Source organism: Sinosporangium siamense (genome assembly GCF_016863435.1).
GTDB classification, from domain to species: Bacteria; Actinomycetota; Actinomycetes; order Streptosporangiales; family Streptosporangiaceae; genus Sinosporangium; species Sinosporangium siamense.
This window is the reverse complement of record NZ_BOOW01000027.1, coordinates 199,532-221,690: the sequence shown is the minus strand read 5'-3', so window position 1 is coordinate 221,690 and position 22,159 is coordinate 199,532. Positions and strand designations below refer to the sequence as shown.

The 22,159-nt window shown below is 71.5% G+C and carries 21 protein-coding genes and 1 pseudogene; 11 read left to right on the top strand and 11 right to left on the bottom strand.

Annotated features, from left to right (window positions below; genetic code table 11):
- Positions 1-203 precede the first annotated feature (203 nt).
- The 4 genes from Ssi02_RS20690 to Ssi02_RS20675 form a co-directional block, all read right to left on the bottom strand.
- Complete coding sequence (locus tag Ssi02_RS20690; protein WP_204027817.1) at positions 204-959, bottom strand: GNAT family N-acetyltransferase; 756 nt, start codon at positions 957-959, stop codon at positions 204-206.
- 37 nt (positions 960-996) lie between these two features.
- Positions 997-2,046 carry a hypothetical protein gene (locus Ssi02_RS20685; protein ID WP_204027815.1) on the bottom strand — a complete coding sequence of 350 codons (1,050 nt, stop codon included), beginning with the start codon at positions 2,044-2,046 and terminating at the stop codon, positions 997-999.
- Positions 2,043-2,375, bottom strand: a complete 333-nt coding sequence (locus tag Ssi02_RS20680) for a PadR family transcriptional regulator (RefSeq protein WP_239129213.1) — start codon at positions 2,373-2,375, stop codon at positions 2,043-2,045. Before Ssi02_RS20680 ends, Ssi02_RS20685 begins: the two co-directional genes overlap by 4 nt.
- 366 nt (positions 2,376-2,741) lie before the next feature.
- Entirely contained in the window at positions 2,742-3,359 is a 618-nt protein-coding gene (locus Ssi02_RS20675; RefSeq protein ID WP_239129212.1) for a TetR/AcrR family transcriptional regulator, read from the bottom strand.
- 106 nt (positions 3,360-3,465) lie between these two features.
- Between Ssi02_RS20675 and abc-f the strand changes: the two genes are divergently transcribed.
- Both abc-f and Ssi02_RS20665 read left to right on the top strand, forming a co-directional pair.
- Complete coding sequence (abc-f, locus tag Ssi02_RS20670) at positions 3,466-5,094, top strand: ribosomal protection-like ABC-F family protein (RefSeq protein ID WP_204027813.1); 1,629 nt, start codon at positions 3,466-3,468, stop codon at positions 5,092-5,094.
- A 75-nt stretch (positions 5,095-5,169) separates the two neighbouring features.
- Positions 5,170-6,051: a Vgb family protein gene (locus Ssi02_RS20665; protein ID WP_204027811.1), complete on the top strand. Its 882-nt coding sequence runs from the start codon at positions 5,170-5,172 to the stop codon at positions 6,049-6,051.
- A 331-nt stretch (positions 6,052-6,382) separates the two neighbouring features.
- Here Ssi02_RS20665 and Ssi02_RS20660 read toward each other — a convergent pair whose 3' ends face one another.
- Both Ssi02_RS20660 and Ssi02_RS20655 read right to left on the bottom strand, forming a co-directional pair.
- Positions 6,383-6,964 (bottom strand): TetR/AcrR family transcriptional regulator, encoded by a 582-nt coding sequence (locus Ssi02_RS20660; protein WP_204027809.1) that lies wholly within the window; start codon positions 6,962-6,964, stop codon positions 6,383-6,385.
- Complete coding sequence (locus tag Ssi02_RS20655) at positions 6,951-7,799, bottom strand: FAD-dependent monooxygenase (protein WP_204027808.1); 849 nt, start codon at positions 7,797-7,799, stop codon at positions 6,951-6,953. Before Ssi02_RS20655 ends, Ssi02_RS20660 begins: the two co-directional genes overlap by 14 nt.
- A gap of 418 nt (positions 7,800-8,217) precedes the next feature.
- On the opposite strand from Ssi02_RS20655, the gene Ssi02_RS20650 reads away from it, so the two are divergent.
- The 5 genes from Ssi02_RS20650 to Ssi02_RS20630 all read left to right on the top strand — a co-directional run bounded on the left by Ssi02_RS20650 (position 8,218) and on the right by Ssi02_RS20630 (position 12,865).
- Positions 8,218-9,687: an MFS transporter gene (locus Ssi02_RS20650; protein WP_204027806.1), complete on the top strand. Its 1,470-nt coding sequence runs from the start codon at positions 8,218-8,220 to the stop codon at positions 9,685-9,687.
- An 808-nt stretch (positions 9,688-10,495) separates the two neighbouring features.
- On the top strand, positions 10,496-10,954 hold the full coding sequence (locus Ssi02_RS20645) for a hypothetical protein (protein ID WP_204027804.1): 459 nt from the start codon (positions 10,496-10,498) through the stop codon (positions 10,952-10,954).
- Entirely contained in the window at positions 10,948-11,337 is a 390-nt protein-coding gene (locus Ssi02_RS20640; protein ID WP_204027802.1) for a hypothetical protein, read from the top strand. Before Ssi02_RS20645 ends, Ssi02_RS20640 begins: the two co-directional genes overlap by 7 nt.
- Before the next feature lie 106 nt (positions 11,338-11,443).
- Positions 11,444-11,956 (top strand): hypothetical protein, encoded by a 513-nt coding sequence (locus Ssi02_RS20635; protein WP_204027801.1) that lies wholly within the window; start codon positions 11,444-11,446, stop codon positions 11,954-11,956.
- Positions 11,957-12,001: 45 nt separating this feature from the next.
- Positions 12,002-12,865 (top strand): DUF4097 family beta strand repeat-containing protein, encoded by an 864-nt coding sequence (locus Ssi02_RS20630; RefSeq protein ID WP_204027800.1) that lies wholly within the window; start codon positions 12,002-12,004, stop codon positions 12,863-12,865.
- A gap of 728 nt (positions 12,866-13,593) precedes the next feature.
- Here the strand turns inward: Ssi02_RS20630 and Ssi02_RS20625 are convergent.
- A complete protein-coding gene (locus tag Ssi02_RS20625) occupies positions 13,594-14,319 on the bottom strand; it encodes a helix-turn-helix transcriptional regulator (RefSeq protein ID WP_239129211.1) in 726 nt (241 codons plus the stop codon).
- A gap of 76 nt (positions 14,320-14,395) precedes the next feature.
- Here Ssi02_RS20625 and Ssi02_RS20620 point away from each other — a divergent pair, with 76 nt between their 5' ends.
- The 3 genes and pseudogenes from Ssi02_RS20620 to Ssi02_RS20610 all read left to right on the top strand — a co-directional run bounded on the left by Ssi02_RS20620 (position 14,396) and on the right by Ssi02_RS20610 (position 16,912).
- Positions 14,396-15,763: an MFS transporter gene (locus Ssi02_RS20620; protein WP_204027798.1), complete on the top strand. Its 1,368-nt coding sequence runs from the start codon at positions 14,396-14,398 to the stop codon at positions 15,761-15,763.
- A 20-nt stretch (positions 15,764-15,783) separates the two neighbouring features.
- Positions 15,784-16,011, top strand: a pseudogene (locus Ssi02_RS39840) (DUF4158 domain-containing protein); the annotation flags it as partial.
- A 40-nt stretch (positions 16,012-16,051) separates the two neighbouring features.
- Entirely contained in the window at positions 16,052-16,912 is an 861-nt protein-coding gene (locus Ssi02_RS20610) for a LysE family translocator (protein WP_239129209.1), read from the top strand.
- 243 nt (positions 16,913-17,155) lie between these two features.
- On the opposite strand, the gene Ssi02_RS20605 is transcribed toward Ssi02_RS20610, so the two are convergent.
- A complete protein-coding gene (locus tag Ssi02_RS20605; RefSeq protein WP_204027797.1) occupies positions 17,156-18,574 on the bottom strand; it encodes a glycosyltransferase family 39 protein in 1,419 nt (472 codons plus the stop codon).
- A 155-nt stretch (positions 18,575-18,729) separates the two neighbouring features.
- On the opposite strand from Ssi02_RS20605, the gene Ssi02_RS20600 reads away from it, so the two are divergent.
- A complete protein-coding gene (locus tag Ssi02_RS20600; protein WP_204027796.1) occupies positions 18,730-19,227 on the top strand; it encodes a GbsR/MarR family transcriptional regulator in 498 nt (165 codons plus the stop codon).
- A gap of 289 nt (positions 19,228-19,516) precedes the next feature.
- Here Ssi02_RS20600 and Ssi02_RS20595 read toward each other — a convergent pair whose 3' ends face one another.
- The 3 genes from Ssi02_RS20595 to Ssi02_RS20585 form a co-directional block, all read right to left on the bottom strand.
- On the bottom strand, positions 19,517-20,062 hold the full coding sequence (locus Ssi02_RS20595; protein ID WP_239129207.1) for a GtrA family protein: 546 nt from the start codon (positions 20,060-20,062) through the stop codon (positions 19,517-19,519).
- 179 nt (positions 20,063-20,241) lie between these two features.
- Complete coding sequence (locus tag Ssi02_RS20590; RefSeq protein ID WP_204027792.1) at positions 20,242-20,850, bottom strand: DJ-1/PfpI family protein; 609 nt, start codon at positions 20,848-20,850, stop codon at positions 20,242-20,244.
- Positions 20,851-21,297: 447 nt separating this feature from the next.
- Positions 21,298-22,110 (bottom strand): maleylpyruvate isomerase family mycothiol-dependent enzyme, encoded by an 813-nt coding sequence (locus tag Ssi02_RS20585; RefSeq protein ID WP_204027790.1) that lies wholly within the window; start codon positions 22,108-22,110, stop codon positions 21,298-21,300.
- Between the last annotated feature and the right edge of the window lie 49 nt (positions 22,111-22,159).

Sequence of the window (22,159 nt, the reverse complement as noted above, 5' to 3'; positions counted from 1 at the left end):
CGAAAGGTGTACGGCACAGCCTCGATGCCGGCCCTGTGTCCCATAGGCGAGGCGTGCGCGAACACGGGCTGTAGCCCGGAGAGCCGGCTCGGGCTACGGCTGCGCCGTACGCGACCAGAAGCTGGTTTCCGCAATGCAGGTGCCGGACAAACGTTGTCGAGGGGCAGGCTGGAGAACGCGTCTGACGCCTTCCGCCAGGCCCGTCAGCCGTCTCGCCGGGTTCGCGCGTGAAGATGCGCGTCGTGTCTGCCGTCGGCCACACCGTCGTCCAGAGACAAAGATTTCAGCGCGGCCCTCCCCAGGAGCGTGGTGTCGTCGGTCAGGGCCCAGTGGGCCGCGGTCTCCTGCCGCCAGGTGTCACGCCACCCTTCGACCCACTCGCGGGCCTCCGCCACGGAGTCTGTGCGCCGCACATGCCGGCGCTGGATCTCCGGATCCTCGAATGCCGCCTTCACCGCAGGCGCATCCGCTGACCGCCAAGGCCGCAGGAGCACTCCGTCCGCCACCTGCAACACAGGCTGCGCGGCCGAGGCGAGAGCACCGGTACGGATAACAGGCCGACCAAGAACGGCGTATCGGCATTCTGCCGTGTTGCCGCACCGATGGACGGCGCACCGTGCAGGCCCCCTTCCGGCTTGGGAGTTGGCGGCGTTTTGCAGCAGTCCGGCGGGGTGGCTTTCGGTGTAGGTCACCGTGCGGCTTCCGCTCTGCGGTAGTGGGACGGTCAGCGTGACCGGCTGGGCGCGTAACCGTTTGGCCAGGGTCCGCAGGTCGGCTACGGCGGTGCCGCCGTCGCAGGCGCCGCCGCTGCGGTCGCACATGGTGCGCGGCATCCCGGGGAAGGCGCGGGCGCCGGGCCCCTGAAGCGGGTCGGCGCGCAGCGGCAGCACGCCCGGCAGCGGCGGGGCATACCGGTCGCAGCGGATCGGCTCGGGCCTCCCCGCATTCGGTGCCGGCACCTAAGCGTCCCCCAGCCCGTGGGCGGGGTGCGCCGGGTCAGTCGGCGGGGCGCAGCTGTGCCGGAGGCGGTGCGGGGGGCAGGGAGCGCAGGCCCACGGTGAGCATTGCCAGGCAGCACAGTGCGAGGAGCAGCGCCTGGCCGGCGGCGGTGAGGTTCATGACGTCGGCGATCTCTCCCGCCGCCCCGGGCGCGATGCGGATGGCGGCGATCAAGGCCGCGGGGGCGCTGAGCAGCGCCAGTGCCAGCGGCACCGCGGCCGAGTGCCTGCCCGTGCGGAGGCGTGCCACGGTGTGCGCGGCGGCCGCGCCGGCGAGGGCCAGGCAGGCGAGACCGGCCTCGCTCACCCACATCGCGATCCAGTGCCATCCTTCTCCGAGAGCACCGGTGGGAACGATCAGCCAGATCGCCGCACGTTCGGCCACGGCGACGGCCAGACCTGCCGCGACGGGGGCCACGGCGACGGCGGCGGGCAGGCGGGGCGGGCGCACGTCACGGTGGTAGCCCGCGGCGAAGGCCGCCACCAGCACGAACGGCACGGCCATAACAAGCAGCGGCACCGCGTCCAGCGGCAGCCGCGCGGGCGACGGCTTCCCCGGCCGGCTCAGCATGTCCGCGAGCCGGTCGGCCGCCAGGGCGACCTCCACCGCGTACGGCACGAGCCCGACCGCCGCGGCCGTCTTCGCCGCGCGGACCCGTCCTGTGGCCAGCAGGGCGAAGGCGACGGCCATCACGACTCCCGCCGCCGCCGTCGCCGGCAGCCCGGTGAGGGTGCCGTCCAGCGGCGGCCGGGTGGCCGTCCACACGCCGGTGGCCGCGTAGAAGCCGAGGCCGCCGAGCACGGCGAGCCGCACCGCCTGCCCCCAGGCGTGGTGGCGGGGGCGGGTGGTGTTGGCGCCGAGGCGTATCCGGACGGCGAGGGCGGCGACGCTGGCGATCTCGCGCCAGTGGGGCCGCGGGTTGTCCTCGTCGGCGGTGGCGTGGGCGCCGTCGAGGAAGGCCGAGACCATTTCGTCCTCGCGTTCGGCGCGGTAGGTGGCGGGGAGGAGGCGCAGGACTCGTCGGTAGCGCTGTTCGAGAAGGCTCATGCCGTACCTCCGGCGGCGTGTGCGTCGAGGCGGGCGAGTGCGCATCCGGCGTTGGCGGTGAGGCGGGCGGCCTCGGCGCGCAGGGCGGCGGCGCCGTCGTCGGTGATGCGGTAGTAGCGGCGGAGGCGGCCTTGGGCCGCCTCTTCGCGGTCGAGTTCGACGAGGTGGTCGCCGGCGAGGCGGTCGAGCACGCCGTAGAGGGTGCCGATTTTGAGGTGGACGCGGCCCTGGGACAGCTCTTCGACCTCGCGGACGATGCCGTAGCCGTGGCGGGGCTCGCCGACCAGGGCGGTCAGCACGAGGAACGCGGGTTCCGTCAAGGCGCTCATGGCTTCCACTATATATCGGGAGGCATGATATCGGGGCCGCCAGGAATGATGGGGTCCGGCGACCGGCGGCGCCCCGCCGGCTGCTCGTCGGTCCCGGCGGGACCGCGCAGGAGCGCCGCCACCTTAACGGCCGTGCCGGGAGAACTCCGCTGGGCACCGGCCCGCAAACCGGCCGGGGCGCGCGTGTGAGGCCCATGCGGCTCTGCCGTACCCGCCCACGCCGCCGGAGAGAGGTTCGATTCAGGGCGGCTCCGCCGTACCGGCCCATACCCCCGGAGAGGGGTTCGGTTCGGCGCCGCTCCGCCGTACCGGTCTCCCCCTCCGCGCGCTATGGCAGTACGGCACAGCCACCCCGCCCCCGGCGCCCTAAACGAAGGCGCCCTCCCGGGCCGCCGCGGTGGCGTAGCCGGCGGCCTGACGGGCCAGGCGATCGTCGTGCGGCGAGCGGAGCAGCACCAGCTCGTGGTAAAGCGGGGCGGTTGCGGCGACCAGCAGGCGGCGCGGGTCGCTGCCGGCGGGGATCTCCCCGCGCGCGGCGGCGCGGTGCACGACGACGGCGCAGCGCTCGTAGCGGTCGTCCCAGAAGGCGCGCAGCGCCCGCGCGGCCTGCTCGGAGCGGAAGGACGCGGCGATGAGGGCGGCACTGAGGGAGGGGTCGGCGGTGAGAGCGTCGGCGACCTCGCGGTTGAGGGCGTGCAGGTCGCCGTGGAGGGTGCCGGTGTCGGGGGGGCGCCAGCCGTCGTCGGCGGCTTCGTCGAGGGCGTCGGCGAGCAGGCCGCCGACGTCGCGCCAGCGGCGGTAGACGGTGGTGCGGTGCACCCCGGCGCGGTCGGCGACGGTGTCGACGGCGAGGGCGTCGTAGCCGTGCTCGACGAGCAGGGTGCGCACGGCGGCCAGGACGGCGCCGCGCACCTGGGCGCTGCGGCCGCCGGGGCGGCGCCGCATCTCGGCGGGGGGCGGGTTTGCGGCGGGCGAGGAGTCCATGCCATCATCTTAACGCAACAGTTGTCGCCTTAAGGAGTGCATGTCGTGTACGTGAAGAGCGTCCCCCCAGCAGCCCGGCAGCCCCAGACGCTCAAGGAGACCGCGTATGCCCACCCAGATCAGCCTGCACTCCGTCAGCAAGACCTACGGTGACCGCCCGCTGCTCGACAACGTCACCTGCGCCGTCTCCCCCGGTGAGCGCGTGGGCGTCACCGGCGAGAACGGCTCCGGCAAATCCACCCTGCTCCGCCTCCTCGCCGGCCGCGAGCACCCCGACGACGGCCACGTCACCGTCACCGCGGGCGGCGGCATCGGCTACCTCCCCCAGGACGCCCCGCTTCCGCCCCACCTGAGCGTCCGCCACCTCATCGGCGACGCCCTCGCCGACCTGCGCGCCATCGAGGCCCGCATGCGGCACCTGGAGCCGCGGCTCGCCGGCGGCGACCCGCACCTGCTCGACGAGTACGCCGACCTCGCCACCGTCTTCGAACTGCGCGGCGGCTACGAGGCCGACGCCCGCGTCGAACGCGCACTGCACGGCCTCGGCCTGGCCGGCCTCGACCACGACCGGCTCCTCGGCGGCCTGTCCGGCGGGCAGCGCGCCCGCCTGCACCTGGCCTCGGTCCTCGCCGCCTCCCCCGAGGTCCTGCTGCTCGACGAACCCACCAACCACCTCGACGACAACGCGCTCACCTGGCTCGAAGAGCACCTGCGCGGCAGGCGCGGCACCACCGTCGCCGTCTCCCACGACCGCACCTTCCTCGAACGCACCGCCACCGCGCTCATCGAGGTCGACGCCGACCGGGCCGCGCTGGTCCGCTACGGAGGCGGCTACGCCGGCTACCTCGCCGAGAAGGCGGCGGCTCGGCACCGCCGCCAGCAGGCCCACGAGCAGTGGAGGGCCGAGGTCGAGCGGCTCACCGAGGCGGCGGCCGTCACAGCCCGCCAGGTCGCGCCCGACCGCGTCATGAAGGACCGCAACAAGATGGCCTACGACCGGCACGGCGGCCGCGTGCAGCAGTCGGTCGCCGGACGGGTCCGCAACGCCGAGCAGCGGCTGCGGCGCCTGCGCCGCGACCCGGTGCCGCCCCCGGCGCCGCCACTGCGGTTCACCCCGCCCGCCGGCTCCCCCGCCCCGGACGGCATCGTGCTGGAGGCCGAGCGGGTGGCGGTCGGCGGGCGGCTGCTGCCCACCTCCCTCACCGTGCGGGCGGGTGAGCGCCTGCTCATCAGCGGCCCCAACGGCGCCGGCAAGAGCACCCTGCTGCGCGTCCTGGCCGGCGACCTTCCCCCCGGCGGCGGCGAGGTGCTGCGGCGCGGCCGCACCGCCTACCTCCCGCAGGAGGCGACCGGTGGCCGGCCGCAGGAGTCCCTGCTGGCCGCGTTCGCCCGCGGCCGCCCCGGCCCCGCCGGCGACCACGCGGGCCTGCTGCTGTCGCTGGGGCTGTTCACCCCCGAACACCTCACCGTCCGCGTCGGCCGGCTGTCCACCGGCCAGCGGCGGCGCCTGGCCCTGGCGCGCCTGTTCGGCGAACCCGCCGACCTGCTGCTGCTCGACGAGCCCACCAACCACCTGTCCCTCAGCCTCGTCGAGGAACTGGAGGCCGCCCTCTCCGCCCACCGGGGCGCCGTGGTCGTGGTGAGCCACGACCGGCTGCTGCGCCGCCGCTGGCGCGGCACCCACCTGTCGATGAGCGACGGCACGCTCGTCCGACCCCCTGTCGCCGTTCCGTGACTTCCCGGTCCGCGGCTTCCCGGTCCGCGGCCTTCCGATCTGCTGACTCTCCGACCTATGACAGGAGACCCACCCATGCCACACCACCCGTCCGTCCGGGAGTTCGCGGCCGGCGACTCCGGGGGCGGCCCGTACGGCATAGCCACAGGCCCCGACGGCGCCCTCTGGTTCACGCTGGTCCACTCGGGCCGGATCGGCCGCATGTCCCCCGACGGCCACACCACCGTCCACCCCCTGCCCGGCCCCGAGGACGGCCCCGCGGTCATCACGCCCGGGCCGGACGACGCCCTGTGGTTCACGCTGTCGCGCGGCAACGGCATCGGCCGGATGACACCCGGCGGGGACAGTGCTGTGTTCCCGGTGCCGGGCGGCGCACCGTTCGGCATCACCGCAGGCCCGGACGGGGCCATGTGGTTCACCGACACCTCCACCGGCTCGATCGGCCGCCTCACCCCCGGCGGCGACCTCACCCGGTTCCCCCTCCCCGTGCAGGGTGCCGTTCCCGCGATGATCACCTGCGGCCCGGACGGTGCCCTGTGGTTCAGCCTGAACCAGGCCGACGCGATCGGCCGCCTCACCGTCGCCGGCGAGACGACACTGCACCAGCTCCCCACCGGCGCCGCCCCCGTCGGCATCACGGCGGGAGCCGACGGCGCCCTGTGGTTCACCGAGATCGCGGCCGGGCAGATAGGCAGAATCACCGTCACCGGCGAGCTCCACGAGTTCCCCCTGCCCGACCGCACGGCCCGCCCCCACGCCATCACCGCCGACCCGGCAGCCGGATGCTGGTTCACCGAGTGGGCCGCCGGCCGCGTCGGCCACATCACCTTCGACGGCCACATCAGCGTCTACGACCTGCCGAACCCGTCCTCGGAGCCCCACGGCATCACGATCGGCCCCGACGGCGCCGTGTGGACGGCGCTGGAAACGGGCGCCATCGCCCGCCTGGCCGTCTGAGCCGCCGTGGGGTCGGTTCCCGGCGGCATCCACGGCCCTCTGGAGCGGCGCGGGCTTCCGGGATGCTCGCGGCACCGGCCGGGCCGGGGTGAGTGCCGGTGCCGGTTCTCCACTGCCGGTCGTGGACGCCGACTGCTTCGGCGGGAGTACGGCGGGGCAGTCCGGGGAGCCCGGCACCGGGGTTGGGCGAGTCCCGCGCAGCGCGGAGGACAACCGGCCGGAGGACTCCCACCAGGATCGGGTTGCCGGCGAACGGCGCGCTATGCCGTACAGGCCGCCGCCCGGCCGGCTTGGCGAAGAGGGGCGCAGCGCCGCGACCACTCAAAACGGACTATGTAGCTGTCGATGTTTGGTAGCGGGCGAGGAGAGCCCGTACGGCGGTGCGGATCGGCTCGTTTGGGGATTCGGGGACGCCGGTGGTGAGGCCGGTGAACAGGATGCCCAGCACGCTCATCTCCAAGAGCATGGCGTCGTCCTGGCCGACGTCGAGTCCGGCGGCGCGGCACTGGCGGACGATGAGATCGCTTCGGCCGTGCAGGGCGTCGGTCAGTGTGCGTCGCAGGCGGGGATTTCTGACGCTCTCCAGGTGCAGCTCGAACAGGGCCAGAGGCTCGCGCCGGCCGCCGGTCAGCATTGTGGTCATGACAGCGACCAGCGCTTCCTCCAGATCGGCGGGCGAGATCGGCCGGACGGTGTAGGAGTCCACGTGTTCGCCGAGCCGGTGAGTGATCCGCTCGATGACCCCGTTGAGCAGTGCGTCGCGGGTGCGGAAGTAGCGTGAGGTGGTGCCGGCCGGCACGGTGGCGGCGGTGTCGACGGCGCGGTGCGTCAGCCCGCGTGACCCCTGCTCGGCCAGCACGGCGATGGCCGCGTCTGCCAGGTGGTCGCGGCGCTGCGGGTTAGGCGGAGGCACGGTTTCCTTCCCTGTCGGTGTGGTCGGCCGGGCCACACCATTTCACCAGAGCCGCTTCGATGCCGGTGTGATCCCCGGCCCACGCTATGTAGCCGTCCGGACGGATCAGCGTCGCCTCGGGCCTGGTGCTCCTCAGGGGTCTGGCGTGCCGTACGCGATTGCGCCAGGCGAAGTCCGGGTTGCCCGGCTGTTCGCGCAGCCAGGCGCCGACCCGGAACCAGCCGTCACCGAAGGGGAGGGTCACCACCACGCCCTGGGTACCGACCTGGGTGATGGGTGGCGGCTCCGAGGTGGGAATGCGGACGTCGGCCAGCAGCATGGGCAGACTGTAGGTCGCGCCGGCGAAGCCCACGTCGACCAGTTCACGGACGCTGCTGTGCGCGCCGTCGGCGCCGATGGCGTACCTGGTCTCCAGCTCGGCTCCGTTCTCCAGCATCAGCCGTACGGACTCGGTGTCCTGGGTCAGGCCGACCAGGTTGGCGTTGCGGCGGATCCGTACGCCGAGTTCCACGGCGCGCCGCAGGAGGAGCTTCTCGGTGCCGTTCTGGGGCACGAGCAGCAGCATCGGATAGCGCGTGTCGAGCCGCCCGAAGTCGACCCGTGAGGCGTAGGCGGGATACACCGTTCTGAGCGGGTTGCCTGCCGCGACCAGTTCGTCGCCCATGCCTCGGGCGTCGAGCAGTTCCAGGGCTCGGGCTTGCAGGCCGAATGCCCGGGTGACGCCGGAATCGCTGCCGCGCTTGTCCACGATCGTGCAGGACACACCCGCCAGCGCGAGCTCGCAGGCGGCCATCAGCCCGGTGGGTCCGGCTCCCACGATGACGACGTCGTGCATAGGAAATCTCCGTTCGCTACGTTTGTATCGCTACATTTATAGCGCAGGACGGCAGGCCATCGCCCGCCCGAGGACTCACGCCGGCAGGCCTGGCGGTTGAAAGACCGGCCCGCCGATCCGACCTGCACCGTTGCGTACCGGCGGAGCCGATCTCGCCGCGTAGACCTCCGGTGGTCCTAAGTCCAAAGTCCCCGGCCATGCCGACCGGGCGTCCGATGCCGTGGTCCGCGGCGAGCGGCATAGTCATACCGAAGACAGCACAGAACACGCAGGGAGGGGGGCGTCGTGCACGGACCGGACGGACCGAGCCCGGGCGCCGCCCACCCCGGCGCCCTCAAGGGGTGTGCCAACAAATGTCCGCCGGTCCCGGTGCAGCCATGACAGGCCACCGAACCACATACGGACGAAAGGCACACCCATGTCAACAGCTCAGTCCCCGGCCCGCGCTCGGCGGCCGGGATGGAGCCTCACGCTGCTCGCGCTCGGGCACCTGATCATCAGTCTCGACTTCACCATCATCTATGTGGCCCTGCCCGACATCGCCGCCGATGTCGGCTTCACACCGCACACCCTGTCATGGGTGGTCACCGCGTACGCCGTCCTCTACGGAGGCTTCCTGCTGCTAGGCGGCCGGCTGTCCGACCTGATGGGACGCCGGCGGATGTTCGTGCTCGGCATGGCGCTGTACGGCGTGGCCTCCGTGCTGGGCGGCCTGGCAACAGAACCTGCGGTGCTGCTCGCCGCGCGCGCCTTGCAGGGCCTCGCCGGCGCGGTGCTGTTCCCCGCGGTGCTGGCCCTGGTCAACACCGCCTTCGCCGAGGGCAGGGAGCGCAACCGCGCGCTGACGGTCTGGGCCATGGCAGGGGCCGGCGGGCTCACCGTGGGCTCACTGGCCGGCGGAGTGCTCACCCAGGCCCTGGGCTGGCAGGCCGTGTTCTACGTCAACGTCCCGCTGGCCACCGCGGGTGCCGCCGCCGCCTTCGCCCTGCTGCCTCCCGACGGCCGCGTCACCAGAGGCAGTGTCGATGTGCCAGGAACCCTGACCGGCACCGCGGGCGTCACGCTGTTGATCTTCGCGGTCGCGCACGGCTCGGAGGTCGGCTGGGCGCGGGCCGAGGTGATCGCCGCGGCCGTTCTCGCGGCGGTCCTGCTGGCCGCGTTCCTGCGCGTCCAGGCCCGCGGCCGGACGCCGCTGATGCCGCTGCGGCTGTTCCGCAACCGCGCGCTCAGCGGAGCGGTCGTGGTCATCCTCGTCTTCGGGCTGACGATGCAGGCCGTGCCGTACTTCCTGACCCTGTACTTCCAGGACCTCCTAGGCTTCAGCGCCCTGGAGACCGGGCTGGCGTTCCTTGGCCCGACCCTGTCGATCACGGCCGGCAACTTCCTCAGCGAGCGGCTGATCCACCGCTTCGGCACCCGGAGCACGCTGATCACCGGCATCGTCCTCAACGCCGTGGGCGCCGCGCTCCTGGCCCCCGGCATGCACGCGGACGGATCCGTCCTCACCGTCCTGGCCGGGGTCGTCGTCATCGGTCTGGGCATGGGCATCACCTACGAGGCCATGTGGATCGCCGCCGGCACCGGCGTCCCGGCGGACGAACAGGGCCTGGCCTCCGGCGTGGCCTCCACCGCGCTTCAAGTGGGGACCGCCGCGGGTCTGGCGGCTCTTGCCGCCGCCGCCAACCACGGCATCGAAGGGCTGTCCGGGCAGGCCCTGCGCGCCGCCTCCGCCGAGGGAATGCGCGCCGCGGTCTACGTCCTGGGCGCCGTCATGCTGACGGCCGTCCTGGCCGCCCTCAGGCTCCCCGGTCCCCGTGCCCGGGCCGCCGCAGCCACGCCCCAGCCCGTCCCCGACCAGAACGCCGCCGACCTGCACCCCACCGGCTGACAGCATCCGGCCGCCGCCCCGCCTCACCTCGTTGCCCACGGCCCCGCAGGGCCACCCCGCCCAGCACGGGCCGGGCCGACGAGCACGGCGCGGCGGCGGCCCGCGGCCCGCCGGGGGGCTCTTCCTCGTCGCCTGCGGTCACCGTACCCGCCGGGACTTTCGCGACTCTTCCCTGCCCCCTTCGGGGATAAGCGCCCCGCTCAGCTGCCGGCCGCGGATTGAAACCGCTGCGGGAGCCGGAGGAGTTGCCGCCCGCCCGTTAAGGGTTTTCGGGGGAAAGGAAGGGGTTGAAGGCTCTCCCTGCATATCCGGCTGTGCAGGTCATTGTCCCGGCGGCGCGGGGCTGGAACCGCCGAAATGGTGAGGGCTCCTCCCGCCTCTATTCCACAGCGCGAATTCCCGTGCCCGCCGTACGGCGAAGCCGTCAAAAGCACGTCAACGCACGTCGGCGTGGTGCCGGGCATGCGCGCGGCTCCGACCGGAGGCGCCTTCGGCAGCGGTTTCAATGCTGCGGTGCGGCAGAGATCCGCTACTCTTCCGGGAATAGCTGCTGAAACCGGTCCAATCTCCGGCCAGCCGGTGAGTGTGCGGTGGGGAACTCGAGGGATACCGGAGTGCAGGGAACACGATAAGCCGTCTCATATGAACAACCTCCACGAGGTGTGAGAAAGCAGGCTGCGCGAAATCCCGCAGCACTCTCATGAACATTCAGGCGTCACGCCGGTGACGACGCGACCACGGCACACTCGCGCACCCACAAGCGCGCCGGCGCCGCGGCGGATCCACACGAGAAGGACTGGAGGTCGGTGTGCGGCGGGTGCGGTTCGTCGCCTTGGGTGTCGCGGCGGCGACAGGCTTGGTCACCGCCAATGTGGCCGCCAACCAGATACTCGAGGACGGCCAGATCAGCTGGACGTGGTTCTACCTCGCCTTCTGCTTCACGCTTCTGGTCGCGCTGATCACCGCCGCCCCGGCCGTGGCGGGCGACACCACCCCGCCGATCCCGCTGCGGGTCTACCTGCGCCAACTGCGGGCGTCGGTCGCCGACATGGAGACGATCGGTGTGGTCACGCAGGGAGAGTTCGTCCTGCGCATGCGCCAGGTGTACGTCGACGTGGTGCTCCAGCCCCGCCCCGCCCAGGAGACGGCGGGAGACAGCGGCATCGGCACGCTGCTGCGGGAGGCCGAGACGCCCGGAGAACGGCGGCCGCTGGCGTCGTTCCCCGCCTGGACGGTCCTGGCGGTGAGGCCGCCCGCGACGTGCTGAAACGACTCGGCGCCCGGCCCTGCCTCGAACGATGCGAACGCGTGGACGGCAACGGCGGGACGTCCCCGTCCCGTCCGGCCCGCACCGTACGGCAGAGCCACCGGCGTCGCCTCGTCCCTGTTGGCCAGGGCCCCGCCGCGCCGCTGCCCGTCCTCGACGAGATCGTGGACGCCGACCTGCTCGCTGCGGACGCAAGCAGGCTGGTCTTCCGGCACCCGCAACTGATCGAGACGGCTGCGCCGTACCCCGTGGTCGTCACGGCCGTTAAGCCTGGGCCAGAGCGGCCGTGCCGCCAAGAGCCGACAATGTGCCTTGGCGTGCGAGCGCGCGGCGGGGTGGGTCCGCCGGCGGCAGGTGTCCCCGGCGCGCGGCGACGGCGGTAGAGCGGGCCGCGTGATCTCGGAGGTGCGGAGACCTGCGAGTCCCCCGCCCGGCCACATGACGCCACGTCGATTTGCGGTGACGTCATGTTGATGTCATTATGGCGTCATGAAGCTTGCGCCGTACGTCGACCAACTCCGCCGTGAGCTCGCGGCGGCCGCCGAGGCCGGGGGGGAGGAAATGCGTGCCGCCGCCGAGAGGCTCGCTTCGGCGATGGAGGCGGCTGCGCGGCTGGCGCTGCTTGAGTCGCTCTCGGCCGCCGCGGACGAGATCACGCGCGAGCTCGCGCCCGGCTCGGTCGCGGTGCGGCTGCGCGGGCGCGACCCCGACTTCGTCGTCGTCACACCTCCCGCCGCCCACACCACGCCCGCCGAGCGCGCCGCCCCCGCACCACCGCCGCCGCCTCCTGCGCCCGAGGGGGACGAAGGCGCCACCGCGCGCATCTCGCTGCGCATCCCCGAGCATCTCAAGCCCCGCATCGAGGACGCCGCACGCGCCGAAGGGCTCTCGGTCAACTCCTGGCTCGTCCGGGCCGTCACCGCCGCACTCGACACCGGCGGCACGGGCCACCGCCGCGGCACTCAGAGTTCCGGGCGGAGCTACACCGGCTGGGTGCGCTAGCACCACCCGCACACCTCACCCGGAACGACCCAGAAGGGCACCGCCATGGCAACCATCGACACCCCCGAGCCGATCTCCGCCGTCGTCGACCTGCCCACCGGCAACGTGTGGATCCGCGCCGGCGACCACCACGTCACCGTCGTCGACGTCCGGCCCACCGACCACCACGACGACAACGACGTGCAGGCGGCCGAGCAGACCCGCATCGACTACGCCGACGGCAGGCTGACCGTCAAGGCCCACCGGACCAGGAAATCCCCTCTGGCGTCCCTGGCCTCCCTGTTCTTGGGGTCCGGCTCCGTCGACGTGCTGATCGAACTACCCGCCGGATCCCGCGTCCACGTCGCCACCGCCGCCGGCGACCTGCGCACCGAGGGCCCCCTCGGCGAATGCACCCTCACCGTCACCGCCGGCGACGTCCGCGTCGAGGAGACCGGCAGGCTCCGCGTCCAGGTCGGCGACGGCGACGTCACCGTGACCCGCGCCGACGGCCACACCGACGTCACCGTCGGCAACGGCGACATCCGCATCAGGGAAGTCCGCGGCCCCGTCACCGCCGGCACCACCAACGGCGACGTCACCGTCGGCACGGTCTCCGGCGACCTGCGCGCCCGCGTCGCCACCGGCGACATCACCGTCGAGCGGCCGATGGCGGGCGTCGCCGCCAAAACCGCCTACGGCGAGATCCACGTCCGCGAGATCGCGCGGGGACACTCCGTGCTGGAATCCGGCTACGGCGACCTCGACATCGGCATCCGGGAGGGCACCGCCGCCTACCTCGACATCAACTCCGGCTACGGCGACGTCCACGTCTCCCTCTCCGAATACGACGCGGCGGAGCACGCGGAGGACAGCGCGGAGATCCGCGCCTTCACCTCCTACGGCGACATCGCCGTCCACCGGGCGTGACAAAGCCCCTATCGCCGTTTTCGAGGCCTGGCACCCGGCGTCTCAACGCCTGCCCACACTCCCCTCACCCGCCGAGGGCGGCGGTGTGTCTGCTCCCGGACGGGCGGCGGGGAGCAGACACACCGCACAGCGGGCTCACCTCCACTGCGGCGCCGAATCCGCAGCTCAACGCCGGCCCCGCCGCCAAACAGGCCCAGGAGCACAACTACGCCAAACCAGGCCCAGGCGACCGAGGTTAACCCCCACCAGATCGAAACCACGCCACCATCGACACCCCGGCCAGGGCGAACGCCTCATCCTCGTCCACTCCACCACCACATCCCCGCCTTCCCCCACGAACGCCTCGCTTCCACCGCCGGCCAACACACCAATCCTGCGGCTCTGCCGTTCACCCGCCGGGCACTGTCTCCGTTGTCGCGGTCGCTGGCTGTTGAGCACGCGTTGGCATATGAGATTCAGCGAGTGGGGAGCCAGGCGCCCATGAGAAGCCGAGGTGGGTGGGCGGCCGCTTCCCGGCCCTGCCAGGTTTTACCGGTGCCGCGTCCGCTGTGCGGTGGCGCGAATCAAGGCGATGTTGGGGGAACAGCCGGGGCTGCCCCTGAGCGAGGTGGCGTCTCACCGCACTTGTGACCAGTGCTGGCGGCCCGTCGACTACTTAGTCCGTGATGGGCAAGCCGTCAGCGCGTTGCCAGGGTCTTCTCCCCGGCCTACCGCGGAGAAGACCAAAGTCAACGACTGAGCAGGTAGCGCCGGGGTGTTGTGCCGACGGTGCGGCGGAAGGCGGCCAGGAAGGCGCTCGCCGTGGCGTACCCCACGTCGTGTGCCACCCGCGACACCGGCTGCCCCTCGGCCAGCAGCGGCAGGGCGGCGCGCAACCGCACCTGCGTGCGCCAGTGGTCGAAGCTCATGCCCGTGTCGCGCACGAACAACCGCGTCAACGTCCGCCTGCTCACGCCCGCCGCGCGGGCGTGAGCCTCCAGGCTGCGCGGGTCGGCGGGGTCTGCCAGCAGGGCGGCCGCCACCACCCGGACACGCTCGTCGGTGGGCTGCGGCACGTCGATGGGCCTGGTGGGCAGCGGGTGCAGCAGGTCGGGCACCACCGCCTCGGCGCGCAGCCGCGCCTCGTCGGTGAGGTCGGGGTGGGCCAGGTACCCGATCAGCTCGGCCAGCAGGCCGTCGACGCCGACCGCGGTGGGCTCGGGCCAGTCCAGCGGGCAGCGTTCCGGCGCTAGGTACAGGCTGCACAGCACCGCGTCGCGGGTCGCACCGGTGGCATGGGTGACACCCGCAGGCAGCCACAGCGCCCTGGTGGGCGGCAGGACCCAGTACACCTCCCCCACCTTGACGCTCAGGACGCCGTGGCGAGTCCAGGCGAGTTGGTGGTGGGTGTGGCTGTGCGGGGGGATCCACTCCCCTGAGACGAGCGGGAAGTGGGCGACGATGATCGCACCCATGTCCTCCATGCGACATAGTCTGGCCTCATCGCGGATTGTGGCCAAATTCGGCAGATCATAGCGTCGTCGGGTGCCAATGATTGTGTTGTGTCTTGTCCAGTTCATGCTCGTGCTCGATGACACCGTCGTGAACGTTGCCCTGCCCAGCATCCGCGATGAGCTGGGCTTCAGCGCGTCCGCCCTGCCCTGGGTCGTCAACGCCTACTTCCTGGCCTTCGGCGGTTTGCTGCTGCTGTTCGGCTGGATGGCGGATCTGCTGGGCCGCCGTCGCGTCTTCCTCATCGGGGTGGCGCTGTTCGGGGTGGCCAGCCTGGCTTGCGGGCTCGCACAAGAGCCGTGGCAGCTCGTGATCGGGCGGTTTGTGCAGGGCGCGGGTTCTGCGATGGCTAGCCCGGCAGCGATGTCGATGATCACGTTGCTGTATCCGGGGCCGGAGGAACGGGCCAAGGCGCTGGGCATCTGGGGCGGTATCGCGGCCCTGGGCGGGACCTCGGGCCTGGTGCTGTCCGGGGCGCTGACCGACCTGCTGTCCTGGCGCGGCATCTTCCTGATCAACCTGCCTATCGTCGCCGCGGCGCTGGCGTTGCTCCCGCGCCTGGTCCCCGAGTCCCGCGCCCCCGGCCGACGCCGCCTCGGCGTTCCCGGCGCGGTCCTGGTCACCGGCACTGCGGTGTCGCTGGTGTACGGGCTGCTGCGGGCCGGAGAGACCGGCTGGAGCGATCCGATCGCCCTCGGGGCCGTCGCGTTCTCCGCCGCGTTGGCGGTGGCGTTCCTGGTGGCGGAGTCGCGGGCGGCGGCGCCGCTGGTGCCCAGATCGTTCCTGGCCTCGCGGACGCGTGCGGTCGCCAACGGCGCGACCCTGCTGTTCTCGATGGCGATGTACGCGATGTCGTTCCTGCTGATGATCCAGATCCAGACCGTTCTGGGATACAGCCCGCTCCTGGCCGGCATCGCCTACCTGCCCTATGGCGCCGGCATCCTGGCGGGCATGTGGTTGTCCTCCCGCATCTCTTTCCGGATCGGGACGCGCTGGGCGCTTCTGCTGGCGTTCCTGGTCAACATCGCCGGCCTGCTCCTGCTGTCCGGCGTGGCGGCGGGTGACTCCTACGCCGCCCACGTCCTGCCCGGGATGCTCATTCTGAGTCTGGGCAACGGGCTGAGTCTGCCCGTGATGGCGGTGGCCGCTGTCGAGGGCACCACCGAGGAGGACGCCGGTCTCGGCTCGGCCCTGTTCACCTCCGTACAGCAGGTCGGCGGTGCCGTCGGGGTAGCCGCGCTGGCCATCATGGGCTACTCGGCCGGGCTCACGGCGGGCGCGATCTGCGTGGCGCTCGGCGCTGTGATCATCGTCGTGCTACTGCCGTCGCGGGCCAGCGGCCCGCGGCAGACCGCTGGACATGGAGCCGATGGCCGAAGCAAGCCGGCAGCCGCTCCCCGGCTCTGAGCAGTCGCAGCTCCGCCTGAATCCGAAGGGAAACGTCCGCTTGGAGAGAGACCAACTCCGAACTGCCGGACGAGGCGGTCGCCTTCGTCGCCGGCCAGGTTGAGGTCCCCGTCGCCGAGCTGAGCCTGTTCGACTGGCAGGGCCGCACCGCCGAACGCCACCGGGCACAGATCCGTGCCTTCCTGGACTTCGACGAGTGCACCGTCGCCGACGCCGAGCGGTTGACCCAGTGGCTGGCCCAGCAGGTGTGCCGGCGCGAGCGATGCATAACGCGAGATGGACGCCCAGATGAGCGATCAGACCTTCGTGCCGAGCGACCAGGACGCCATATGCCAATCCGTCGAACGCATGAGCCGCATCTTCTCCGAGTGGGGCTTCCCGCCGATGGCGGCCCGCGTGCTGTCCACCATGATGGCCACGGAGGTGCAACCCCGCAAAGGTCCAGTCCCGCCGATTGGCCATGGTCCACCGGCCGTCGGCCGTCGCACGATGGGGCGCATGGTCACTACAGGCGCCCTTCTCGGCATCGCCGCCGTCTCGCTCGGCATGGTCCTCACTCCGGGCCCCAACATGATCTACCTCCTCTCCCGCTCGGTCTCCCAAGGCCGCCGTGCCGGTTTCGTGTCCCTGGCAGGGGTGGCCGCGGGCTTTGTCATCTACCTCACCGCGGCGGCGAGCGGTCTGGCCGCCGTCTTCACGCTCGTGCCCGCGCTCTACACCGCGCTCAAGGTCGCCGGTGCCGCCTACCTGCTGTGGCTCGCCTGGCAGACCGTACGGCACGGGCCCGCTCAGCCGGTCACCCGGCAGGACACGCCGCCCGCCACGCGGCGCCGGCTGTTCTCCATGGGGCTGCTCACCAGCCTGCTCAACCCCAAGATCGCCGTGCTGTACGTGACGCTGCTGCCCCAGTTCGTCGACCCGGCGCTCGGCGGCGTCGCGGCGCAGAGCGCGCTGCTCGGGCTCACCCAGATCGCCGTGGCCGTGACCGTCAACGGGTGCGTGGTGCTGGCGGCCGGGTCGGTGACGGCGTTCCTGGCGAGCAGGCCCGTGTGGGCGCGGGTGCAGCGCTATGTGATGGGCACCCTTCTGGCGGGGATGGCGGTGCACCTCGCCGCCGGCCGCGGGCGCCCCGAGGCGGTGCTGCCCTGACCCACTCCAAGCCCCGGTCGCGGGTGGCCGGGGCTTTGCCGTACTGCCCTCCATCGGCGTCTCCGGGGAGATCCGCGTCTCCCCCGAGCACCGCCAGCAGGTCCTCACCGACCTGCAGACGGCCCTGCAAGACCTGTTCACCCGCTACGGCGGCACCGAAGGCGACGCCTTCAAGCTCGCCGTCGCCTGCTACCCCAAAGGAGACCCCACACCGTGTGTTTGGGTCGGCGACCCCGCCTGACCTCAGCGCGCCTCCGCCTGCCGCTCCAGCAGCAACACGGTGACACCACGCCACCCGTGCTGCCGCCGTACGGTGAAGCCCTCGGAAAGCAGACGCGTCACCTTGGCCGCCCCCACCTCGGCCAGGCCGTAACGCGAGGGGAGATCGGTGCCGGGGCGCACCGCCCGCGAGGTCTCCTCCCGCACCAGCCACACCCGGCCCGCCGCCGGAGCGGCACCCAGCTCGCGCGGCAACTCCCCATAACGTGACAGACCCTCCCGCACCCACGGCACCGCGAACACCACCGCGTCCCCCTGCGCCCGCTCCGCCGACACCCACCCGGCGGCCGACCGGTAATCCACCTCGTGCCCGCCCGCCTCACGCAACCGCACCTGCTGCGGCCACGCCAGCGCCACCGCGATCACCACCGCCACGGCCGCCACCGGCACGCGCAGCCGCGACACGGCCCACCCGGCGAGCAGCACCAGGCCCGGCGCAGCCGCCAGCACGTAACGCGTGTTGTAGACGGGCGTCGCCACCTGCGACACCGCGAACAGCAGCAGCGGCGGCAACACCCCCCACACCACCGCACCCGCCGCGAACCCGCGCCCCAGCCCCGCCCGCGGCGACGCCCGCCACAGCAGCAGCGCCCCCAGCACGCCCACCGCGGCCACCGCCCACCCGAGCAGCAGCGCCGGCAGATGCCCGACCTCCGGCTCCGGCCGCCACGAGGTGATCGCGCTGCGCACCAGCACCAGATCACGCCATCCCGGCACGCCCAGCCACCCCACCTGCCCCACTTGGCTCGCGGATGCGACCGCCAGCGCGGCCGCGGGCAGGCAGCCCAGCCCCATCGACACCAGCAGGGGCCGCCACACCCGGGCCCGCGCCACCGCCGCCACCACCAGGTGGGCCGGCAGCACAAGCACCGCGAACAGGTGCGTGCACGGCAGCATCGCCACCGCGACTCCGTAGAGCACCCAATCCCGGCGCTCACCGCGGTCCAGCGCCCGGTGCAGTGCCCAGAACGACAGCACCGCCGCCGCGACCGCGAGCGCGTAAGGCCGGGCCTCCTGCCCGTAGCGCGACATCGACGGCAGCGCCACCAGCAGCGCCGCCGCGCACACCCCGGCCCGCACCCCGCCGAGCCTGCGCCCCAGATCGGCCAGCAGGCCGGCCGCCACCCCGACGCCGATCGCCGACGGCAGCCGCAGCCACCAGTCGGCGCCGCCGAACCACGACCACAGCAGCATCAGCAGGTAGTAAGGCACGAACACGACGTCGCGGTCGGCCAGCACCCGGCGCAGCTCCGCCAGGGACGACACGGCCTCGGCCGTGGCCAGCTCGTCGGCCCACATCGACGGAACCCACGACCACGCGGCCGCCACCGCGAATGCCAGCAGTCCGGCGCACCAACCCAGAAGAGGCGACCTCGCAGCCATCACAAGCACCGCCAGAGCCTACCCGCCGCGGCAGAACGCACGATCACCACAGGTGGGGCGCATAGGGCTTACAGTACCTTCACAAGCTTGTGAATGTTGCGTAGCAGCACTTGTGCCTACGCTTAGAGGATGCATAACGCGAGATGGACGCCCAGATGAGCGATCAGACCCCCGCCCCGCGCGACCAGGACGCCGTACGCCAGTCCGTCGAACGCATGAGCCGCATGTTCTCCGAGTGGGGCTTCCCGCCGATGGCGGCCCGCGTGCTGTTCACCATGATGGCCGCAGAGGAAGACGCTCTGACCGCCGCCGAACTGGGTGAACGCATCGGTGTGAGTCCTGCCGCCATCTCCGGCGCCGTCCGTTACCTGACACACGTCAACCTGCTGATTCGCGAACCGGTGCCGGGGTCACGCCGTGACCGCTACCGGATGCCGGACGACGCTTGGTATGAGGCGACGTTGGCGAAGATGACGCTCTTCGACCAGGTGGCCGAGGCGGCGAAGGACGCGGTCGAGGCGGTGGGCGGCCCCGACACGAACGCGGGGGCCCACCTGGGGCGCATGCAGGAGTATTTTGCTTTCCTCCAGGCGCAGATGTTTGATCTTGTGGCCAAGTGGCGTGATCACCAGGCCACTGCCTTTACAAAGTAGATTTATGTTAATTCAAGGCCGGACTCGGCATCCGAGCTCCACAGGCCGCCCCAGGGAGGCGGGCCACGCACTGCCGGTCTCCCCCCGTCCCTGGTTGGTTCCCTCGCTCCCCCGCCGCGCAGTCCCCACCCCTCTCAGGAACACTCCCCCTTACCCTTTTTCTGACCGCCCCCGGTGAGAGTCCGTGTCCGCCGGCTTACGGGACTTTTGTTCACTCTCCATCCAAGGAGGGGCTCGGCAGCGGCATGAAGCAGGCCAGCCACCGAGACGGCTTCTGCATTCGCCGCCGTCAAGCCGCCTTGTCCGTGGAATAGGGAGCGGGAGCCAGTCGCACGCTGCCGGACCGGGCCTTCTCATCCGGGAAGACCCACTTTCTGAGCGCCCAGAAGCGGAAGACCATGGCGATCAGTGTGCCGATGATCTGCGCGCTCACGAAGTCGGCGATCTCCTGGGTCAGGAGGCTCACATCCGGGGTCTCCAGCCGGAACACGTATCGGGAGATCCACAGCGGCGCGGAGCTGAGCACCAGACCGACGCCACTGACCAGGAAGAACAGCGCCGCCTCGTGACGGCGCTCGCGGCCTCCCCTGGTCCGGAACGACCATTCGCGGTTCAACACGTAGGACACGATCGTCGCCACGAGCACCGCGATGATTTTCGCGGTCACCGGCTTCGGTTCCAAAACGGTGAGCTTCAGCCCGTAGAACACCGTGTTGTCCACTAAGAACGCGGTTCCACCCACCACCGCGAACTTCAGCAGTTCGCGGTGCTTCAGCGCAAGGGCGTGCAGCGGTCCCGGCAATCTTGCGAGTATCGCGTTTGCTATTCGGAGCACCCTCGATCTTCCCACCAGCCGAACACCCTGGTGACAAGATTCACGGACATGGCTTGTACGGCTGGAGCCGCACCTGACGACAAAGCCTGTGTGATCATGAGCTTTGATTCGGGATCGGGCGAGAGGTCGCCGGCGGGCACTTGATCCGGGGCGAGCGCTGAAGGGGACTTTGAGTCGCGTCAGCTGCGCGTGAGTTCTCCGGTGTGGATGGCGCGCATGGCGCGCTCGACGGTCTCGTCCTTCTCACCGACCGGAGCGACGTAGTCGAGGACTCCACGCGCTGCGTCCTCTCCAAGAATTCGGGTGATCACCCATGCCGCGAGATACTGGGACGCCAAGCAACCGCCCGCCGTGGCGATGTTCCCCTCCGCGTGGAAGGGCGCATCCAGCACGCTGATGCCGCGGGCTTCGACAAAGGGCCGGGTCATCGTGTCGGTGCAAGCCGGCATGTCACCCAGCAGCCCGAGGTGTGCCAGCACGAGAGCGCCGGAGCACTGCGCACCGACCAGCTGTCGCGAAGGATCGAGCGGCAGCATGGACAGCAGCCGGCTGTCGGCGACCACGTCACGAGCCTTCACCCCGCTGCCGATCAGCACGGCGTCGGCCTCGGTCACGAACTCGAATGAGCGCTGTCCCGTTACCTCGACGCCGTTCATCGACTTGACCACCGGCGTCGGCGTCGTGATAAATGCTTCCAAGCCCTCCCTGCGGCATCGGTTGATTATTGCCGAGGCGATGAAGCTGTCGAGCTCGTTGAATCCGTCGAAGGTAACCACCGCTACCTGCATCACAACCCCTTCCAGCGCGACATGGCGTTTTCGGTTCGTCCAGCGTCGCGGTGCGCAGCTATTTGATCCGCGATTTCCCGGTTCCTGCGGCGTCCGTTGCGGGCACGGCCATTAACAGCCCACTCCGATATTACCGTCATCCGTATCGAGAATGCGTTCGTGAATGCGCCGCAGACCCCGTCGGCGTGCTACTGGACTCTGCCCACCTGGAGAGTAGGCGACACCGCTCCGCCCCGACACCCGGCAGCGGCCCGGATTAGGTTCAGCGCCTTGACCCCGATGTCCTGGCCGACTCGGTGAGGTGCCGGGCAGGACGGCTGCTCCCCCATTGAACCGACGCCGCGCCGTCCCTCCCGACGTCATGGTGCAGTCCGTCCCTCCCGACGTCATAGTGCGGTCCGTACGGACCGACGTCATGTTGCAGTCCGTACGGAAAATCGGCGCCGGTCAGGCGATGACCGCGAGGAGGGTTGTCATGGCGGCGGTGAGTTCGGGGTCGCCGCTCGGCTGGGAGCGGTCGCGGGCCTGCTCGACGGTGATGCCCCGGGTGGCGAGCCGCCAGAAGGTGTCCTGGTCCATCGTGACGCGGGCCTGCGGCTCGGGCACCGGCGCCGCCAGGCGCCACCGGCCCTCCTGCCAGGCCGCGCCCCACCGGCCGCCCGCGGTCCCGAGCACCTCCAGTTCGGCCACCGTACCCTCGGGCCGGTCGTGCCCGCTCAGGCTCTGCGGGAGAGCTCGCGCGAAAACGTTCAGCACCGGCGCCATAAGCTCGGGCTCGGTCGCCCCCGGCCGGGCGACGGCGTCGCGGATCTGCTGCTGATGCACCCAGAACTCGGTGTATTCGCGGGCGATGTCCAGCCAGGCGGGGCTGGCGACGTCCGTGGCGGCCCACGACACGTCCAGGTCGGCGGGCGCCTCCAGCTCACGGGCGGCCCAGACGGCGTCGAGCTGCGGCCCCAGGTGCTCCAGCAACTCGACGATCAGCTCGGGGCTGATCTGACGCGTCGCCTGGACGAACTCGCCGTTGACCCGCGCCAGATAGCGGGGCAGCGTCTCGCCCTCGGCGAAGCGTGCCCCCGCGTGCTTGTCGCGGCTTCCCGAGATGCGCCGCAGATAGTCGTTGAGGACATGACCGGCGATGTCGTGCACATCCCATCCCGGGCAGACCGTCGGCCTGGCCCAGTCCTGCGGACTCAGGTCGCGCAGCAACTCAAGCAGAGCACACCGCTCGCCCGGGAACAACGGACGCACATCAATCACAGAACCAAAGATCCCCATGAACCAACCCTAGCGGGGGTCCTCGGCAGCA

Excerpts from the sequence above, each read along its gene's own strand:
- Ssi02_RS20685 (WP_204027815.1), bottom strand. The coding sequence starts at position 2,046 with ATGAGCCTTCTCGAACAGCGCTACCGACGAGTCCTGCGCCTCCTCCCC.
- Ssi02_RS20680 (WP_239129213.1), bottom strand. The coding sequence starts at position 2,375 with ATGAGCGCCTTGACGGAACCCGCGTTCCTCGTGCTGACCGCCCTGGTC.
- Ssi02_RS20675 (WP_239129212.1), bottom strand. The coding sequence starts at position 3,359 with ATGGACTCCTCGCCCGCCGCAAACCCGCCCCCCGCCGAGATGCGGCGC.
- abc-f (WP_204027813.1), top strand. The coding sequence starts at position 3,466 with ATGCCCACCCAGATCAGCCTGCACTCCGTCAGCAAGACCTACGGTGAC.
- Ssi02_RS20665 (WP_204027811.1), top strand. The coding sequence starts at position 5,170 with ATGCCACACCACCCGTCCGTCCGGGAGTTCGCGGCCGGCGACTCCGGG.
- Ssi02_RS20655 (WP_204027808.1), bottom strand. The coding sequence starts at position 7,799 with ATGCACGACGTCGTCATCGTGGGAGCCGGACCCACCGGGCTGATGGCC.
- Ssi02_RS20650 (WP_204027806.1), top strand. The coding sequence starts at position 8,218 with ATGTCAACAGCTCAGTCCCCGGCCCGCGCTCGGCGGCCGGGATGGAGC.
- Ssi02_RS20635 (WP_204027801.1), top strand. The coding sequence starts at position 11,444 with ATGAAGCTTGCGCCGTACGTCGACCAACTCCGCCGTGAGCTCGCGGCG.
- Ssi02_RS20630 (WP_204027800.1), top strand. The coding sequence starts at position 12,002 with ATGGCAACCATCGACACCCCCGAGCCGATCTCCGCCGTCGTCGACCTG.
- Ssi02_RS20625 (WP_239129211.1), bottom strand. The coding sequence starts at position 14,319 with ATGGGTGCGATCATCGTCGCCCACTTCCCGCTCGTCTCAGGGGAGTGG.
- Ssi02_RS20620 (WP_204027798.1), top strand. The coding sequence starts at position 14,396 with ATGATTGTGTTGTGTCTTGTCCAGTTCATGCTCGTGCTCGATGACACC.
- Ssi02_RS20610 (WP_239129209.1), top strand. The coding sequence starts at position 16,052 with ATGAGCGATCAGACCTTCGTGCCGAGCGACCAGGACGCCATATGCCAA.
- Ssi02_RS20605 (WP_204027797.1), bottom strand. The coding sequence starts at position 18,574 with ATGGCTGCGAGGTCGCCTCTTCTGGGTTGGTGCGCCGGACTGCTGGCA.
- Ssi02_RS20600 (WP_204027796.1), top strand. The coding sequence starts at position 18,730 with ATGAGCGATCAGACCCCCGCCCCGCGCGACCAGGACGCCGTACGCCAG.
- Ssi02_RS20590 (WP_204027792.1), bottom strand. The coding sequence starts at position 20,850 with ATGCAGGTAGCGGTGGTTACCTTCGACGGATTCAACGAGCTCGACAGC.